General features: G+C 48.4%; 13 protein-coding genes and 1 tRNA gene. 8 read left to right on the top strand and 6 right to left on the bottom strand.

Annotated features, from left to right (window positions below):
- Positions 1–16: 16 nt before the first annotated feature.
- Positions 17–505, bottom strand: coding sequence for a DUF3429 domain-containing protein (locus tag ABJO30_03100; GenBank protein MEP3231798.1), 489 nt, complete (start codon positions 503–505; stop codon positions 17–19).
- 64 nt (positions 506–569) lie between these two features.
- Complete coding sequence (gene polA, locus ABJO30_03095; GenBank protein MEP3231797.1) at positions 570–3,518, bottom strand: DNA polymerase I; 2,949 nt, start codon at positions 3,516–3,518, stop codon at positions 570–572.
- A gap of 353 nt (positions 3,519–3,871) precedes the next feature.
- On the opposite strand from polA, the gene ABJO30_03090 reads away from it, so the two are divergent.
- Together ABJO30_03090 and rlmN are read left to right on the top strand one after the other, a co-directional pair.
- The gene (locus ABJO30_03090; GenBank protein MEP3231796.1) at positions 3,872–4,381 is read left to right on the top strand and encodes an invasion associated locus B family protein; all 510 of its coding nucleotides are present in this window, start codon (positions 3,872–3,874) and stop codon (positions 4,379–4,381) included.
- 155 nt (positions 4,382–4,536) lie between these two features.
- On the top strand, positions 4,537–5,730 hold the full coding sequence (gene rlmN, locus ABJO30_03085) for a 23S rRNA (adenine(2503)-C(2))-methyltransferase RlmN (GenBank protein MEP3231795.1): 1,194 nt from the start codon (positions 4,537–4,539) through the stop codon (positions 5,728–5,730).
- Between the two features lie 25 nt (positions 5,731–5,755).
- On the opposite strand, the gene ABJO30_03080 is transcribed toward rlmN, so the two are convergent.
- Positions 5,756–6,709, bottom strand: coding sequence for an acetyl-CoA carboxylase carboxyltransferase subunit alpha (locus tag ABJO30_03080; GenBank protein ID MEP3231794.1), 954 nt, complete (start codon positions 6,707–6,709; stop codon positions 5,756–5,758).
- 263 nt (positions 6,710–6,972) lie between these two features.
- Between ABJO30_03080 and ABJO30_03075 the strand changes: the two genes are divergently transcribed.
- Complete coding sequence (locus ABJO30_03075) at positions 6,973–7,824, top strand: endonuclease/exonuclease/phosphatase family protein (protein ID MEP3231793.1); 852 nt, start codon at positions 6,973–6,975, stop codon at positions 7,822–7,824.
- 4 nt (positions 7,825–7,828) lie between these two features.
- Here the strand turns inward: ABJO30_03075 and ABJO30_03070 are convergent, their stop codons facing one another.
- A complete protein-coding gene (locus ABJO30_03070; protein MEP3231792.1) occupies positions 7,829–8,752 on the bottom strand; it encodes a site-specific tyrosine recombinase XerD in 924 nt (307 codons plus the stop codon).
- Between the two features lie 408 nt (positions 8,753–9,160).
- Here ABJO30_03070 and ABJO30_03065 point away from each other — a divergent pair, with 408 nt between their 5' ends.
- The 3 genes from ABJO30_03065 to ABJO30_03055 all read left to right on the top strand — a co-directional run bounded on the left by ABJO30_03065 (position 9,161) and on the right by ABJO30_03055 (position 12,328).
- Complete coding sequence (locus tag ABJO30_03065) at positions 9,161–9,730, top strand: shikimate kinase (GenBank protein MEP3231791.1); 570 nt, start codon at positions 9,161–9,163, stop codon at positions 9,728–9,730.
- A gap of 172 nt (positions 9,731–9,902) precedes the next feature.
- Positions 9,903–11,036 (top strand): 3-dehydroquinate synthase, encoded by a 1,134-nt coding sequence (aroB, locus tag ABJO30_03060; GenBank protein ID MEP3231790.1) that lies wholly within the window; start codon positions 9,903–9,905, stop codon positions 11,034–11,036.
- Positions 11,036–12,328 carry an HlyC/CorC family transporter gene (locus tag ABJO30_03055; protein MEP3231789.1) on the top strand — a complete coding sequence of 431 codons (1,293 nt, stop codon included), beginning with the start codon at positions 11,036–11,038 and terminating at the stop codon, positions 12,326–12,328. The genes aroB and ABJO30_03055 overlap by 1 nt, the downstream gene beginning before the upstream one ends.
- Positions 12,329–12,335: 7 nt before the next feature.
- Here ABJO30_03055 and ABJO30_03050 read toward each other — a convergent pair whose 3' ends face one another.
- Positions 12,336–12,824, bottom strand: a complete 489-nt coding sequence (locus ABJO30_03050) for a disulfide bond formation protein B (GenBank protein ID MEP3231788.1) — start codon at positions 12,822–12,824, stop codon at positions 12,336–12,338.
- Between the two features lie 10 nt (positions 12,825–12,834).
- Positions 12,835–13,401 (bottom strand): YqaA family protein, encoded by a 567-nt coding sequence (locus ABJO30_03045; GenBank protein ID MEP3231787.1) that lies wholly within the window; start codon positions 13,399–13,401, stop codon positions 12,835–12,837.
- Positions 13,402–13,673: 272 nt separating this feature from the next.
- Between ABJO30_03045 and ABJO30_03040 the strand changes: the two genes are divergently transcribed.
- Positions 13,674–13,758, top strand: a tRNA-Leu gene (locus tag ABJO30_03040).
- 141 nt (positions 13,759–13,899) lie between these two features.
- Complete coding sequence (locus ABJO30_03035) at positions 13,900–15,162, top strand: hypothetical protein (protein ID MEP3231786.1); 1,263 nt, start codon at positions 13,900–13,902, stop codon at positions 15,160–15,162.
- Positions 15,163–15,655: the final 493 nt, after the last annotated feature.

Here is a 15,655-nt window from a genome sequence, read left to right as displayed (position 1 = left end):
TTAGTCGAGTTGGAGCTTAGCCATTAAGAAGCATAAAGTAGCGCACTAACCCCACGACAACCAAAATACCAACGACAATGATGGCTAATATCATGCGCAGTTTGCCGTACCATATTGGCCCGCGCCCGTTGTACATGCCTCGAATATCCCAAACGGCAAGGGCAGCATGGGTAAAGGCAAGCAGCGGCAGGCCATAAGCAAAGGGCATGAAGCAAGCAGCCCAAGCAATTATTGATGGTACAGTGGATACTGTTAATTGAAGCGCTTGATCATTTTCATTGGGCACGGTAAGCGCCAGTCCCCACCGAACACCCGCGGTAAACGACAAAATAACCGCGCCATAACCGATCAACAGTGTGTCTGCGAGCTTTGGCGTCACAATTTCGCCGCCAAGGGTTATCGCGAGCAAGCCGAAAACGACAAACGGCAGCACACCCGCAAGCCCAAGTATAAGGGCTGCTTTGGGAATGTTATTGTCGCTTGAAATTGGGTTGTCAGAAATCATAACCATAATGCTGAATAATATCAGGCTGGTATATTATTTAGTCAACCGTGCGGACGGGATTATTCTAGTGCGCCTCATCCCAATTATCCGCCGCTCTCGCATCTACCTGCAACGGAACGGAGAGTGACATGGCGGGCATGGTTGCGTTTTCCATGACGGATTGAACAAGCTTGGTGGTGGCGTCCACTTCTTCGTCTGGCAACTCAAAGATTAATTCATCATGCACTTGTAGCAACATTTGTGCGCTCAACTTCGCCTCATCCAACGCGTCTTCCATGCGGATCATCGCGCGGCGGATAATGTCGGCGGCGGAACCTTGGATTGGCGCGTTGATGGCGGCGCGTTCATAGAAGTTGCGCATGTTCGGGTTTTTCGTGTTGATGTCTGGGTAATGTACCCGACGCCCGAAAATGGTTTCCACATAGCCATTGGCATGGACGAACTTTTTCGTCTCTTCCATGTAGTCTTGAATGCCTGGGAAGCGCTCGAAATATTTGTCGATATAATCCTTCGCCTCACCGCGACCAATGCTCAATTGATTGGCAAGGCCAAAGGCTGAAATGCCGTAGATAATGCCGAAGTTGATCGCTTTCGCACGACGGCGCACCATCGGGTCCATGCCTTCGATCGGTTCGCCAAACATTTCACTTGCAGTCATGGCGTGAATATCAAGACCGTCTTCAAACGCCTGCTTGAGCTGCGGGATGTCAGCCATATGTGCGAGTACACGCAATTCGATCTGGCTGTAATCGGCAGATAAGAGCTTGCGACCGCTAGCGGCCACAAAAGCTTGTCTTATCTTGCGACCCGATTCCGTGCGAATTGGAATATTCTGCAAGTTTGGTTCTGACGATGACAGGCGACCCGTTGAGGTGCTCGCCAGTGAATAGGATGTATGAACGCGGCTTGTTTCGCGGTTGATGTAATTCGGGATTGCGTCTGTATAGGTGGATTTCAGTTTTGAAAGCTGACGCCAGTCCACGATTTTTGAAGGCAGTTCATGGCCTTCTGCAGCGAGGTCATCCAGCACTTGCGCGCCTGTTTGCCATGCGCCTGTTTTGGTCTTCTTACCGCCGGGCAAATTCATCTTGTCGAATAAAATTTCGCCCAATTGTTTGGGGGAGCCGACATTGAAGTTTTCACCAGCCAGCTCAAAAATCTCAGCCTCAATGCCCGCTGCTTTTTGCGCGAACTCGCCAGAAAGCCGTGAGAGCATTTGACGATCAACGCTGATACCGCGCTTTTCCATGCGGGCAAGCGTCGGCACCATTTGGCGTTCTAAGCGTTCATAGACGACCGTCATATTCTCAGCTGCCAAACGCGGTTTTAACAGCATCCATAGGCGCAGCGTCACGTCGGCATCTTCAGCAGCGTAAGCAAGCGCTTTATCAAGGGGCACTTTGTCAAAGGTGATTTGAGATTTGCCAGACCCACATACTTCTTTGAACGGGATTGGAGAATGATCGAGCCAACGTTCGGAGAGGGCATCCATACCGTGACCGCCAGAAACGCCCGCATCAAGTGCATATGAGAGCAACATCGTGTCATCAAAGGGGGCGACCTCAATGTTGTAGCGTGACAGAACGAGCCAATCATATTTTAGGTTTTGCGCGATTTTCAAAACCGATGGGTCTTCAAACAAGGCTTTGAGGCGTGGGATTACATCACTCATGGCGAGTTGCTTGATGGGTTTCCCGTCGGGGCCTTTTAGTTCTGCACTTGTGCTGCCAACAGGATCACCGAACAGATCACCGCTCACTTCTTCAGGGTCTTTGTGCGCGAGTGGAATGTAACAGGCTTTGCCCGGTGCGAAGGCGAGCGATACGCCAACGAGGTCTGCGACCATTGCATCAAGTGATGTGGTTTCTGTGTCCACCGCGATATAACCACGATCACGAGCGGTGGCACACCACTGATCTAGGTCATCAAGTTCGGTGATCAGCTGATAGTCGCCATGATCGACAGCAAGGCCGTTTAACTGGCTTGCGCGATTTGATGCATGGGATTGTGGGGTCCAATCGCCAGATGGTGCGCCGCCTTCTTCGCCACTTGCATCCAGGTCTGGACCGCGTTGGGCTTCATAGCCATCCACCTGAATGTCATCGGCATCAATTGCACTAATATCAGCCTCAAAAATATCGGCCACCCGCTTGGTAAGGCTAGTGAACTGCATGCCTTTTAAGAACGAAAGCAGCTTGCCGCCTTCCACTTCAATGAGGCTTAAATCATCGAGCGGCACATTAAGGTCCATATTCACATCGAGCTTCACGAGTTCACGGGAAATGCGGGCTTGGTCTGCAAATTCGATCAGGTTTTCGCGGCGCTTGTTCTGTTTAATTTCACCCGCACGCTCAAGCAACGTATCAAGGTCGCCATATTCAAGCAGCAATTGTGCGGCAGTTTTTGCACCAATGCCTGGCACACCCGGCACATTGTCTGTGCTGTCGCCAGCCAGCGCTTGCAGATCAATCATTTTCTCAGGACCGACGCCGAATTTTTCGTGCACCTCAAGGATCGAGATGTGCTTGTCCTTCATCTGATCGTACATGCTGACATTATCTGTCACTAACTGCATCAAGTCTTTATCAGAAGAAACAATCGTTACCTTATCACCGCGCTCATTGGCGATGCGGGCGTAGGTGGCGATGAGATCATCCGCCTCAAATCCTTCTTGCTCAACGCATGGCATGTTGAAAGCTTGGGTGGCTTTGCGGATTAAACCGAATTGTGGGCGTAGATCTTCCGGCGGTGCATCGCGGTTAGCTTTATACTCAGGATAAATTTCATTGCGGAATGTTTTCGATGAATAATCGAAGATCACACCAAAATGGGTGGCCGGTGGTCCAAGCTCACCATCTTTGGCTTGATTGAACAACTTCCACATCATGTTGCAAAAACCCGATACGGCGCCAACAGGCAAACCGTCTGATTTGCGAGTTAAAGGCGGGAGCGCATGGTAAGCTCTGAAGATATAGGCGGACCCATCGATGAGAAAGATATGATTGTCTGACATTCGGCACTCCTGTTAGGCGGCAATCTAAGGCGCGCAGGCAGACATGTCATTAACAGATAGGGGTTGTTCACAAGGCCAAGTAAGCCTTTTTGTCGGTCTGGATAATTTGAACAGTCCACATCTGATCACTTTTTGTGAATATGATCAAAATATCGCCTTTTTTCGCAGTCAACAAATCGTTAACCATATCCGTATTTCAGGTCTCTTTGAAAGCGGATACAATGGGGTGATTCATATTTTAGTAATCCAGTTTAGCTAGGGTTAACATTAACTGTTTATGAGCGGTTCATGGAGTGAGATGGCGTTAACAACTATCAACTCAATGGATGCATCGGGTAAGGAAAGATGAGAACATGCGTTTTTTAGCTACATCGGCATTGGCCTTAGGGCTTGCACTGGCAACTTCGAGCGCGGCAGTCGCTCAAACACCAGCTCTTATAGAAGCTTTCAAAGATTGGGCGGCTTACTCTGTGAGCGGCGCAAATGGTAAAGTTTGCTATGTGGCATCACAGCCAAAAGATCAGCAGCCAGCAGGGGCGAATCGTGATCCAGTTTTCTTCATGATTTCTCATTGGCAAGGCCGCGGCGTTCGCAATGAAGCCAGCGTGATCATTGGGTATCCGTTTGCTGAGAATTCTAAAGTCTCAACAGAGATTGATGGTGCAAGCTTTACAATGTTCACCAAAGGTGACGGTGCTTGGATGGAAAACGTTGCTGAAGAAAACCGTTTGGTTGCAGCAATGAAAGCCGGAAGCAAGATGACGATCAAAGGTCGTTCGCGCCGTGGCACTAACACAGTTGATACTTATTCATTGAGCGGTATCACAGCAGCGCTGAATAAAATTGCTGCTGCTTGCGGCTAAGGCTGACTTATAGATTTTGATTAAAGCCGCGTTCTTCATATGAAGGGCGCGGCTTTTTCTTTGCGTCAAACGCCCTTGGCTGGTATAGCCCGTCACCTAAAGCCCCTAATAGAAACGTGAATGTACCAATGACAGCAACGCTGAACCTTGTGGATATGGACCCTGCTGAGCGCCCAAAGGCGGTGGGCACGGACAATCGTATTCCAATCGTGGGGCTAACACGTGAGGCACTCATCGACGCGTTGGCCGAAATTGGCGTGCCGCAAAAGCAGTGCAAAATGCGCGCGAACCAACTTTGGTATTGGCTTTATGTGCGCGGAGCGACTGGCTTTGAAGAGATGACCAACATCTCCAAAGACCTGCGCGCTAAAATGAGCGAGCATTTCACCACAGATCGTCCAGAATTGATTTCCGAACAGGTCTCAAGCGATGGCACACGCAAATGGCTGTTTCGTTTTCCATCCCGTGGTGCGGGTAAGCCTGTTGATATTGAAACGGTCTATATCCCTGAAGAAGGGCGCGGCACACTTTGTGTATCAAGCCAAGTTGGGTGCACGCTCACATGTACATTCTGTCACACGGGTACGCAGAAAATGGTCAGGAATCTGACCGCAGGTGAAATTGTTAGTCAGGTACTGATTGCCCGCGAACGTTTGGGTGATATTCCAGATATGGCGATCACCAAGGGGGCGATTGTTCCTAAAGAAGGCCGCGCGGTATCCAACGTGGTCATGATGGGCATGGGCGAACCGCTTTATAATTATGATAATGTGCGCGATGCCATGTTGATTATGGCCGACGGCGAAGGCATCAGCCTATCAAAGCGCCGTATCACGCTTTCCACATCAGGCGTTGTGCCGCAAATTGCACAAATTGGCGAGGAGACTGGCGTGTCTCTGGCGATTTCACTGCACGCGGTCAATGATGAATTGCGTGATGTGTTGGTGCCAATCAACAAGAAATACCCAATTAAAGAATTGCTGGATGCGTGCCGCAATTATCCAGGTGTTTCCAATGCGCGACGCATTACCTTTGAATATGTGATGCTTAAGGGTGTGAATGACAGCCTTGATGACGCGAAAGCGCTTGTCAAAATGCTGAAAGGCATTCCGGCAAAGATCAATCTCATCCCGTTTAATCCGTGGCCAGATACGCAGTATGAATGCTCAGATTGGGAACAGATTGAAACATTTGCTGATGTGGTCAATCACGGCGGTTATGCCTCACCGATTAGAACCCCACGTGGCAGCGATATTTTAGCAGCTTGCGGTCAATTGAAATCTGAGAGCGAACGTTTAGCCGTGCGCGAGCGATCTGCTCTAGAAGCGGCAGCCAGTTCAACCGACTAGTCTTTATAGATTAAGTGGTGGCTTCTTAGAGGTTTTTACCAATATCAAGGAAGCGATCGCGGCGGTTTTGTTTCACTTCTTCCGTTGATAGGCCTGTCAGCTCTTTCAATGAGGCTTCAATCGCATTGCCCACTTGGTGAATGGTCTGAACTGGCTCACGGTGCGCGCCACCGATAGGTTCTGAGATGATTTCATCAATGACGCCAAGGTTTAGCAAATCCTGCGCTGTGATTTTCATGGTGCTTGCTGCGTCTTTTGCTCGAGCTGAATCGCGCCACAAGATGGAAGCCGCCCCTTCAGGTGAAATCACGCTGTAGATTGCATTTTCTAGCATCATCACACGGTTACAAGTTGCAAGTGCAATTGCGCCACCAGAACCGCCTTCACCTACAATCACAGCCACATTGGGCGTGCTGAGTGAAAGACAAGCATCTGTTGAACGAGCAATCGCTTCTGCTTGGCCGCGTTCTTCTGCGCCAACACCTGGGTAAGCGCCTGCTGTATCAACCAGCGAAATCACCGGCAGTGAAAAGCGATCGGCCATTTCCATAATACGAACCGCTTTACGGTAGCCTTCTGGGCGGGCAGAACCGAAATTATGGCGAATGCGGGATTCTGTGTCGTGTCCGCGCTCATGGCCCATGACAGCAACAGGTTGTCCACGGAAGCGGCCAAAGCCTGCAATAATGGCTTCGTCTTCTGAGAATTTGCGATCACCTGCAAGTGGCACAAAGTCATCAATCATGTGTTCAACATAATGGGTGAAGTGTGGTCTGTCTGGATGGCGAGCGACTTGCGTTCTTTCCCATGGATTGAGTTTTGCATAAACATCCGCCAGCGCTTGGTCGGCTTTTGTTTCAAGCTTTGCAATTTCATCATTGATGCCGACGGCAGAACCATCATCACCCAGCGCTCGCAATTCCTGAATTTTGCCAGCAAGGTCAGCAACAGGTTTTTCAAACTCTAGGTATTTCATCATGATCAACTCTCACAGGGTTTCAACGCTCTCACGTCAAGAAAGGTCGCGCGTTTATTCTCAGGGCAGGCCAAGCATGTCAAGAAATTGTGGCAAGAAACATTGTGAAACGGCGATATAGTTAAAAACACAGGGAAAATGAGGGGGGAAATGAGGCTTTATTTCTTATGTTGATGCGGGCTTGGGGGTGTTGCTTGCCAAAACGAGGGTGGTCGTGCAAATGCCTAGGGAGTCTTTGAGATAAATGTGTTGGGTGGTTAGTATTCATGAAATGGTTTTTTCTCCTTATTGCCTTTTTCTCGGCCTTTCTCATCGGCGGCAGTTTTGCAGGAAATATCCACCGCAGTTTTGATGCATTGGCGATGGTTAGGCCCGCGCTTTGTATCGGCTGTTTGTTGGGTGTTTTTGTGGCCAGAAAACCGCTATCGCGTTTTGTCTTCTTCTCGATTTCAATTGCAGCGTTCGCCTCGGTCATCGTGTTTTTCATCCCACAAAAACCAGGTGGTGATATTCGCGTTTATTCAAAGAACCTTTGGTTTGCTAACGACCAGTTGTCTGAATTGGTGGCTGATATAAAACACGCGAATGTGGATGCAGTCATGCTGCAAGAAGTGTCCGACCAGAACCGCCATGTACTTGATCTTCTTCGTGAAGAGTTCCCACATCAGCATTTGTGCCGATTTTCAAATTGGAGCGGTATTGTGGTCGCAAGCAAAAAGCCACCAGTTGCAGAGCCTAGATGCTCAACGTCGCGCGCTCTTGCCGCTGTCCAAATTAATGTGAGCGGCGAAGGGCTTTGGCTCGTTTCTGCTCATATTCCGTGGCCTTGGCCATGGGACAGTAGCAAGAATGAAGCCGCGGCTGAAAGCTTGCTTCAAAGCCTAACAGGTAAGATTGTCATGGCGGGTGATTTTAATATTTTCCCTTGGACCAGCCGTATCAAGAGAATGACCGCGATCTCCAAAACGCAAGCAGCAGGCCCGTCGCGTTTTACGCTTGTTTATCGCCATGTTCCGCTGCCGATAGACTTAGCATTTTCGCCTAATGGTGGCAGCACGCAAAAGCGCCCACTGCTTGGTTCAGACCATTCAGGGTTAGTTGCAGATTTAGGGCTTTAACCCCTCAATCATTGAGCGGATGATGCCCTTCGACCAGCGCTCGCAATCTTTCATCCAGCACATGAGTGTAAATCTGTGTCGTTGAAATATCCGCATGCCCAAGCAATTGTTGCACAGCCCGCAAGTCAGCGCCGTGGTGCAGTAGATGGCTGGCAAAGGCGTGGCGCATGACGTGTGGAGAAACTTTCGCAGGGTCGATGCCTGCTTGCACGGCGAGGTCTTTTAAATCGCGACCAAAAGCTTGGCGGGTGAAGTGGCCTTCTTTGCCTGAAGAGGGAAACAGCCAGCGTGATGCTTTGCCGTAATAACCTTCAGCAAGGGATAGATAATGCGCCATGGCGTCGCGAGCGGCATCGCTTAAAGGCACCATGCGCTCTTTTGAGCCTTTGCCGATAACAGACAAAAACCGATGTTCTTGACCAACGGAGCGGGCGGGCAAGCTTACAAGTTCGGTCACACGCAGGCCCGTCGCGTAAATCAGTTCAATCATTGTATAAAGCCGAGCATTGCGAAGTTTTTCGGCTTTCGTTCCGATGGATCGGCTAGCAAGCGACTGGGCGGCCTCAATAAGTGTTGTCACCTCTTCTTCGCTTAAAACTTTTGGCAAAGCGCGCTTTTGTTTCGGCGCTTCAATCGGCCCGCTCGGATCATCTGTGCGCAAACCTTCAGCAAATAAAAACTTATGAAGCTGGCGAACAGCAGACAGGCGTCTTGCTAAAGATGACGCGGCTAGGCCGTCTTTTGAGGAAGAAGCAAGAAAATCACGAATATCATCAGTTGTCGCTTTGTCGATCGTCGAGCGTCGCGCTTTTAAGTGCGCGCTATAAAAGCTGAGATCACGGGCATAACTATCAAGAGTGTTTAATGCAGCGCCTCGTTCTGCGCTCAACATTTCCAAAAAATATTCGATGCGCCCACTATCGCTCACGGCGCCGCTCTTAATTGTTTAGTTTTTTGGATGGAACAGAAATTGTCATCTTGCGCTCATTGGGTTCTACTAAAAAGGCAAGCGCAATCATGCTGCCGTAGCCAATGGCACCAAGGATCAAAATAATAAATATGAATTTAAATAAGCTTGGCATGTGAGTGTTTAATGTAGCTTTGAAAAACGTTTTTTTGTTGATTCACATGGGTTTTCGCATGATGTGGACGTCAATACAATTGCTTAAGATGGCTTTTTGTGAAATAGCGAGCTAACAACAAATGAAAAAACGCAGTGTTTTTGATGTGGTTAGGGGTATTGCAACGGGTTTATTCCGCAAATACTTACCGTAAAGCTTGCATCGAGCACCGTGCCTACCATCTCTAATTTCAATAAATCAGTTCGCAATTCTCCATGAAAAAATGCATTTCACCCAATGACGCCTACCAAATTCGCACGAATCTCAAAGGACGCAATATCGTCTTTGTCGGTATGATGGGGTCCGGAAAATCTGCAATTGGTAAGCGACTTGCTGCCAACTTAGATTTGCCTTTCATGGATGCTGATAATGAAATTGAAGCGGCGGCTGGTATGTCTATCCCAGATATTTTTGATTGCTTTGGTGAAGATCACTTCAGACAGGGCGAACGAAAAGTGATTGCTCGGCTGATGGCAGAAGGCCCGATGATCTTATCGACAGGCGGCGGTGCGTTTATGAATGATGAAACCCGCGAGCTCATTACATCTAACGCCATTTCAATTTGGCTCAAAGCTGATTTGGAAACGCTTGTGCAGCGGGTAAAGCGCAAAGATAACCGACCGCTCCTTAAATCAGGCGACCCAGAGGAAATAATGGGTAATCTGCTCAAAGAACGCGAACCGTTTTATAGCTTGGCCAACGTCGTCGTCGAATCGCGCAATGAATCCCACGAAAGTGTTGTTGAAGCTGTGGCCGAAAGCTTGCTTGCTGAAATGCAAAATTAGAACGAACAATTAGCCAGTAAAGCTTAAAGGCCTAGTGCTTCACAGCCCCACCGGCAGATACATTTCGTCTTTAAACGTCATTTCGAAAACGGTAATTCGCACATTAAAGCTGGTAACCGTCCTTGGTTTTGAATAAATACCAAGGGGTAACCGTTATATAAATGAGGCCTGTGTGTCTGAAGTGCTCGACCCATCTCCTATCGAAACCGTCAACGTTGCCCTTGGCGATCGCTCTTATGATATTTTGATCGGCGACAATCTTATTCAATCAGCCGGTGAAGAAATCTTGGCGCGATTTGGTCAAGTTAATGTTGCTGTGGTGAGTGATGATAATGTGGCAAGCCATCACATGGCCCCGCTTATCCAAGCACTTGAAGAGGCTGGGCTTAAAGCAACTAAAATCGTTGTTGCACCCGGTGAAGCTTCCAAAAATTGGCAGGTGCTTGAAACGGTTGTTCACGGTATTTTATCCGCCAAACTTGAGCGCGGTGATCTTGTTCTCGCGCTTGGTGGTGGTGTGATCGGTGATCTTGCAGGTTTTGCAGCCAGCATCGTGCGTCGCGGTATGGCGTTTGTGCAAATTCCGACAAGTCTTTTGGCACAGGTCGATTCCTCCGTTGGCGGTAAAACCGGCGTAAATGCCCCCCACGGTAAAAACCTAATCGGTGCTTTCCATCAACCAGGTCTCGTGCTTGCTGATACCAGCGCTTTGGACACTTTGAGTGACCGTCACATGCGGGCTGGATATGCAGAAGTCGCTAAATATGGCCTCATCAATGATGACGCCTTTTTCTCTTGGCTAGAAGAAAACTGGAGTGATGTGCTGAAAGGCGGCGATGCCCGTCGCCATGCTGTTGCTACATCGTGCCGCGCGAAAGCCGCCGTTGTCGCCGCTGACGAAAAAGAAGCCGGCGAACGCGCTCTTCTTAATCTCGGTCATACGTTCGGCCATGCGTTTGAACGCGCCACAGGTTATTCAGACCGATTGGTGCACGGTGAAGCCATTTCCATCGGCATGGTGCTTGCCCATCGCTTTTCGTGCCGTATGAACTTAGCCTCAATGGATGACGTTAATCGCGTGAAAGCCCATTTTAATTCTGTTGGATTACCGACAGAGCTTTCCCATATACCAGGTGACCCTTTCTCTGAAGACGAACTGATGGACCATATTGCACAAGACAAAAAAGTAAGCCGTGGCGCACTAACCTTCATTTTAACCAATGGCATTGGTAAAGCATTCATCGCCAATGATGTGCCGCCTAGCGAAGTGAAGAGCTTTCTCGCTGAGAGCAAGGAGCTTGCCTAATGTTTGGTCTAACACCTGATCAATGGTTGCTTATTTTTGCGATTGCTGTGCTGATTATTATATCCGGTTTCTTTTCCGGTTCTGAAACAGCACTTACGGCTACATCGCGAGCACGTATCAACCAGTTGGAAAAATCCAAAGATAAAGTTGCAAGCCGCGCAGGTATCGTCGGCATTTTGATCCGCTCGAAAGAACGATTGATCGGCGCGCTTTTGCTTGGCAATAACCTCGTCAATATTCTCGCGTCAGCGCTGGCAACCAGCCTGTTCTTAAGTCTCTTTGGAGAAGCGGGCGTAGCCATTGCAACGATTGTTATGACATTGATCGTGGTGATTTTTGCTGAAGTTCTTCCCAAAACATGGGCAATATCAAACCCAGAACGTTTCGCACTCGCAATCGCACCTGTCGTTCGCGTAATCGTCGGCATATTCGCGCCGATCACCAGCATAATATCCGCCTTTGTTCGGTGGCTATTGGCGCGTTTCGGCATCAATGTTTTGGAAGACCAAAGTGTTTTATCAGGTGCTGACGAGCTACGCGGCACGCTCGATTTGATGCACGAAGAAGGTGCCGTTATCAAATCAGACCGCGACCGTGTGGGTGGCGTGCTCGATTTGCATGATCTTGAAGTTGAAGATGTGATGGTTCACCGCACCGAAATGGAAAGCGTGGACATTAATCTCGACAATGAAGAGCTGATTTCACGCATCCTGCAAAGCGCCTATACCCGCATTCCGCTTTATGATGGTGAGCAGGAAAACATTGTCGGCATCATCCATGCCAAATCGCTCTTTCGTGCCTTATCAGAAGTTGGCAACGATGCGTCCAAAGTGGACTTGATGGAGATTGCTCAAAAACCATGGTTCGTGCCGGTTACAACCTCATTACAGGTGCAGCTGAACCAATTCCTGCGCCGCCAATCGCATCTGGCCATCGTGCTTGATGAATATGGCGAAGTGGAAGGTTTGGTCACCCTTGAAGATATTATCGAAGAGATTGTTGGCGACATTTCAGACGAGCACGATATTGACCTTAAAGGTGTTGAGCCGCAGCCAGATGGCTCATTGATTGTCGATGGTGGTGTGTCGGTCCGTGATATTAATCGGGCGATGGACTGGTCTTTGCCAGATGATGAGGCGACCACGATTGCCGGATTGGTGATCCATGAAGCCCGCACGATACCTGAGCAAAATCAGCAGTTCACTTTTCATGGGCTTCGCTTCTTAGTTCTTAAGAAAGAGCGCAACCGCTTAACATCGTTGAAGCTGGTGCCAACACAGCCAGCAAAATAAAGTGGCTTTAAGCTCTTTGAAGCGCGCCCTTTATCGCGGTGACAAGCAAGGCGAGGGATGCAACCGCATTCCAGCCTGCAAAAGACAGCCCTAGCACCCGAAGAGCTGCTTCATCGCAAAAGACGGGTATCTGGTCTGGGTCAGCCTCAACGCTACCAAGTGGCGCAATGGTCGATGTTAAGTCGCCCGCACCGCAGCCTGCCGGACCCAGCCACCATTTCCATTCCACGCCTGCATGGCGAACCGCGAAGAATAAGCTGACCGCAAAAATGAGCGCGAGCGCAACAAACAATAGGCGCTGTACCTTTGGGGATAAGAAGCCACCCGTGCCAAGCACCAACAAAAGTGCGACCGGAATACCGAGATAATAAGGAAGGCGTTGCTGCAAACAAAGCGCACAAGGTTGATAGCCGCCAATCAGTTGAAACGCCCATGCGCCTGCCAGAACCAAACTTGCAAATACAAGAATAAACAGGGCGTTTAATCGACTGCTCATCAATGTCTCCTTAGATTAGTTTTATCAAGGCAAAACCGCCAATAAGAAGCACCATACCAACCGTGAGCGCAAGACCAAGACGTTTTTCGATAAAGGCTTGGATAGGCGGCCCAAAAGCCCGCACAAGACCAGCCACCAAGAAAAACCGCAACCCGCGACCAATAACACTGACCACCGCAAAGGTAAGCAGATCAAGCCCTGTTGCGCCTGAGAAGATCGTCAACACCTTATAAGGAAACGGCGTGACGGCCGCAAAGAACACGCCCCAGCCACCATATTCGTTGTACCACTCGGCCACTTGATCAAATTTTTCCGCCTTACCGTAAAAGCTCAAGATCGGCTCTGCCACCGCCTCATATAAAAACGCGCCAATCGCATAACCCAAAAACGCCCCAAGCACGGAAGCGACCGTGCAGATAAAAGCAAAGAACACCCAGCGATGTTTTTTCGCCAGCACCATCGGGATGAGAAGCACATCGGGCGGAATGGGAAAGAATGAGCTTTCGATGAAGGAAACACTTGCGAGGGCGGGCGTTGCCTTCTTCGTGCCTGCAAGCGCCAACAACCAATCATACATGCGCCGCAACCAGGTAACCTTCTCACCAGAGGGGGTGTTAGGGCTTTGAGGCTCAGTTTGTTGAGTGTCTGTCATCACAATATGCCTTGCAGAAATTGTTGGTTCTTATGAGGCGATATCAGAATCGCGGCCTTGAGATAAGAGGTGCTTTTTGAATTTTTATGACTAATTTGCAAATAGCAGCATTTGCCACCTTGACGTGAGCAAAAACAACCATATGATCGCGCAAATTCCAGACCTTCGGTGGCGGCAAGTTTCCCCCACCCAAGAACGCCCCCCTGGCGGAACTGGTAGACGCGCGGGATTCAAAATCCCGTTCCGCAAGGAGTGCCGGTTCGATTCCGGCGGGGGGCACCATTTTTTCGGTGAAAGAGCTGAAATATTGATCCCGTGAATCAATTTTAGAAAATCATGCCAAGCAGCAAAGCTGCGCGGCAGTGTAGTAAATGTGATTATCTGATACTCTTTGTTTGTTCTACTCTACCGAGTGATGACATATTGGCGCAAAGAAGAAAAATTACTCAGGAATTTTTAGCAACCATAACTATACCTAGTGTTGGTGAAGTCTGGATTGCTGACACAGAAATTCGTGGGTTTGGCCTTCGAATTCAATCTACTGGCCATGTTTCATTTTGCATTAGAACGAAAGATTATGCAGGTAGTGCTAAACGCCTTACATACAGAACGCACGAAAATTTGGATAAATTCTTTTCTTGGAGTTGGGATGACGGAAGGCAATTCTCAGATGAATTCTTTCGCCTAGCTGGACATCTTCAACATGCTCGCAATTGGGCTGAAAAAGAAATTGCGATTCTTAAACGCCATATCACGCGAGAACTGGCAGATGAAAACGAAACTCTCATAGAAGCTGAATATCAACAAATGAAACAGCGACACGGGGCAGCTCTTGGAAATATGGTTTTTGGTCGTCTCGTTGAAATTGTTTGCAATTATTATGACCCTTTAAAGTTTGAAATTGGTCGAGATCACAAATATGCAGATAGGCTTCGAAACGCGTTTGATCGTTTTGATCCCGCAGGAGAAAAGCGGCTGGTAAGAGTTCGTGATTTAGAACGTGAGACTATATGGCGTTGGATAAAGGAAGCGCAGTTATCTCGCGGAACACTTAAAGACCTGCGCACTCTTTTGAATATTACGTTCACTAATGTTGAGGAACTGGGTGGACCACGCAAAATCATAACATTCCCTAGACGTCCTCATTGGTTGGAGACGCATGAGCTTTCCAAGCTCGATGATAAATTTTATGCCAAGTTATCTGGCGCTGACAAAGAACGATTTTTGGCTTGTGTAACTAGTATTACTAAATGGAGGACCAAATTCTTTATTTTGATATGCTTAGAAATAGATACGCCAGTTAATCGTATTTTGAAGGGGCGGTGGTCAGAAATTGTCGCAGACCGTTGGGTGCCTTACGCGCCCGAAGACAATGGAAAATGGCAACGGAAATTTGAGTACATTGGGCCTCAATTACTCAGCTATTTAAAAGAGACGGCAAAAGCTGCAAGTGATGAAGGCATTGTTTCTGATTTTTGGTTTCCTAGTGCCCATAGGCCTGACTATGCAATTCAGAACATCACGCGCCATTGGAAATCGATTCTAATGGAGCTTAATTGGCCGCCTATATCCTTTGCAAAATTCACCAAACTATATCGCAGTCAAAAACCATTCCACCGATGGAGGAACATAGGAACAAACGAAGAGGCGGCATCGGTATTGCCAGCGCCATTTGGTAGGAATTAGATATTAGCCGAGCACTCGATAGATGAATGAACCAATTCATTCAGTTTGAAGTGTAGCATCAAAAATGGCATTTATGTCCTTTGAGTGTCCCACGGCTATATTAAAATCAATTAATTCTAATGAGGTTCGATTCCCGTCCACTAATTAAACCGCTTGAGAGAGTTCTGACTAACGGTTAGCTGAGAGTTGATTGTTGTCAAATACGTTATTCAAATATGGCAAAACTGTCCTGGTTGACACGAAACATTGCCTTATGAATTTTAAACCGCTGAAATATCGCAATGTTTTGCTTAGAACAGCGGTCTTCTGCGATTGTTATCGCTTGCAGCGGGATGTTTTAGACATATGTTCAAACGTGTGATGGCCATCACGAGTTGACCGACGAATTAAGGCATAAATGTCCGTTTGTGGGGGAGTATGAGAGGATGCAAAAATTATTCTCTTAGCCTTCAAGTGCTTGCGGGAATGTATACGCCCTTATCTGTGAATTTCT

This window comes from Hyphomicrobiales bacterium, assembly GCA_039973685.1.
Taxonomy (GTDB): Bacteria; Pseudomonadota; Alphaproteobacteria; order Rhizobiales; family JACESI01; genus JACESI01.
The sequence above is the reverse complement of the archived record's forward strand: the minus strand, read 5'-3'. Positions and strand labels throughout refer to the sequence as shown.

Excerpts from the sequence above, each read along its gene's own strand:
- ABJO30_03100 (MEP3231798.1), bottom strand. The coding sequence starts at position 505 with ATGATTTCTGACAACCCAATTTCAAGCGACAATAACATTCCCAAAGCA.
- polA (MEP3231797.1), bottom strand. The coding sequence starts at position 3,518 with ATGTCAGACAATCATATCTTTCTCATCGATGGGTCCGCCTATATCTTC.
- ABJO30_03090 (MEP3231796.1), top strand. The coding sequence starts at position 3,872 with ATGCGTTTTTTAGCTACATCGGCATTGGCCTTAGGGCTTGCACTGGCA.
- rlmN (MEP3231795.1), top strand. The coding sequence starts at position 4,537 with ATGGACCCTGCTGAGCGCCCAAAGGCGGTGGGCACGGACAATCGTATT.
- ABJO30_03080 (MEP3231794.1), bottom strand. The coding sequence starts at position 6,709 with ATGATGAAATACCTAGAGTTTGAAAAACCTGTTGCTGACCTTGCTGGC.
- ABJO30_03075 (MEP3231793.1), top strand. The coding sequence starts at position 6,973 with ATGAAATGGTTTTTTCTCCTTATTGCCTTTTTCTCGGCCTTTCTCATC.
- ABJO30_03065 (MEP3231791.1), top strand. The coding sequence starts at position 9,161 with ATGAAAAAATGCATTTCACCCAATGACGCCTACCAAATTCGCACGAAT.
- ABJO30_03055 (MEP3231789.1), top strand. The coding sequence starts at position 11,036 with ATGTTTGGTCTAACACCTGATCAATGGTTGCTTATTTTTGCGATTGCT.
- ABJO30_03050 (MEP3231788.1), bottom strand. The coding sequence starts at position 12,824 with ATGAGCAGTCGATTAAACGCCCTGTTTATTCTTGTATTTGCAAGTTTG.
- ABJO30_03045 (MEP3231787.1), bottom strand. The coding sequence starts at position 13,401 with ATGTATGATTGGTTGTTGGCGCTTGCAGGCACGAAGAAGGCAACGCCC.